General features: G+C 57.3%; 1 protein-coding gene. It reads left to right on the top strand.

The annotated features are described in order from the left end of the window. The coding region (locus H6F43_RS00080) for a helicase-related protein (RefSeq protein ID WP_277879829.1) at positions 1-1,652 on the top strand (1,652 nt) is incomplete at both ends.

The following is a 1,652-nucleotide window of genomic DNA, read 5'->3' as shown; positions in this document are numbered from 1 at the left end:
GATCAGCTTACCGACTGGATCGATCGGGTTCACGGTCCCACAGAGCTAATCTACTCAGATTTTCGCCCTGTTCCGCTCCAGTTCCACTTCTGCTCTCCTAAGGGGCTATTCCCGCTCTTAGACGACAGCGGCAAACGAGTTAATCCCCGGCTAAAACCCAAGGGCGGCAAAGGCGCAAAAGGCAACAGAGGACGCACACCCCGCCAAGAAACGCCAAATCTGGCATTTTTGCTTAGCCAGCTACAGCAGCGAGATATGCTGCCTGCAATCTACTTCATCTTTAGCCGCAAGGGCTGCGACCAAGCGGTGGCAGATGTGAGTGCCCTACCGCTGCTGGTTAACGAGGCGGAGGCGGAGCAGCTACGATCGCGCGTAGACGAATTCCTTGCCCGTAACCCTGAAGCCGGACGTGCCGACCAGATTGAGCCGCTGTATCGAGGCATTGCTGCCCATCACGCCGGAATTCTGCCTGCCTGGAAAGGCTTGATCGAAGAATTATTCCAGCAGGGCTTGATCAAAGTCGTGTTTGCCACCGAAACTCTGGCAGCCGGAATCAACATGCCTGCCCGGACGACGGTAATTTCCAGCCTGTCCAAGCGGACGGATTTAGGGCACCGTCTGCTCACTGCTTCGGAGTTCTTGCAGATGGCAGGGCGGGCAGGACGGCGCGGTATGGATATTTTGGGGCATGTGGTGACGGCACAAACGCCGTTTGAGGGCGCACGGGAAGCGTCCTATTTGGCAACGTCTCCTGCCGATCCACTGGTGAGCCAGTTTGCTCCTAGCTACGGTATGGTGCTAAATCTGCTGCAAACCCACACGCTGGAACAAGCCAAAGAGCTGATCGAGCGCAGCTTTGGGCAGTATCTTGCGACGCTGTATCTGCGTCCGCAGCAGGACGCGATCGACGCTCTGAAAGCCGAGTTAGGACAGCTAGAAGCGCAAATTGCCTCGGTCGATTGGGACTTGCTAACGCAGTACGAAAAGCTGCAAGAGCGCCTGAAAGAAGAACGCCGCCTGCTGAAGATTTTGCAGGAGCAAGCGGTGGAAATGCAGAGCGGCGACTTGCCGATCGCGCTCTCGTTTGCGGTGGCTGGAACAGTGCTGAGCCTGAAAGGTCCCAATGTTCCGGTAGCTAATCCAGTCCCCGCTGTATTAGTTACAAAAGCCCCAAGCTCTGGGCAGTTTCCGCTGCTAGTTTGTCTGGGGCAGGACAACCGCTGGTACGTAGCAACCGTGGGCGATGTGGTTAGCCTGCGGGCAGAGATTCCGCGCGTGTCTGGTGCTGATTACCTCAGTCCTCCCACTGAGCTGCCGCTAAAGCCGGGGCAGGTCCGCAGCGGCACTGAGCAGACATGGACGATCGCCCGCCAGATTCCCACGCCGCCGCCGCTCGAAGAAAGCGCGCCAGAAGTGTACGAGCAACTCCAGCGGATGCAGACAGTCGAGGCGCAAATTCAATCGCATCCGGTGCATGGCTGGGGCAATCGCACCAATATTCTTAAGCGCCAAAAGCGAATGCAGGCGATTCGGGATGAACTGGACGATCGGCAAGAAAAGCTGAGTCGTCAGTCGCAGCGGCACTGGGAGGAGTTTGTCAGCCTGATTGACATTTTGCAGCACTTTGGCTGTCTGGAATGGTCGGGCGTCGG

Source organism: Leptolyngbya sp. FACHB-36, from assembly GCF_014695955.1.
Lineage (GTDB): Bacteria > Cyanobacteriota > Cyanobacteriia > Leptolyngbyales > Leptolyngbyaceae > FACHB-36.
The sequence above is the reverse complement of the archived record's forward strand: the minus strand, read 5'-3'. Positions and strand labels throughout refer to the sequence as shown.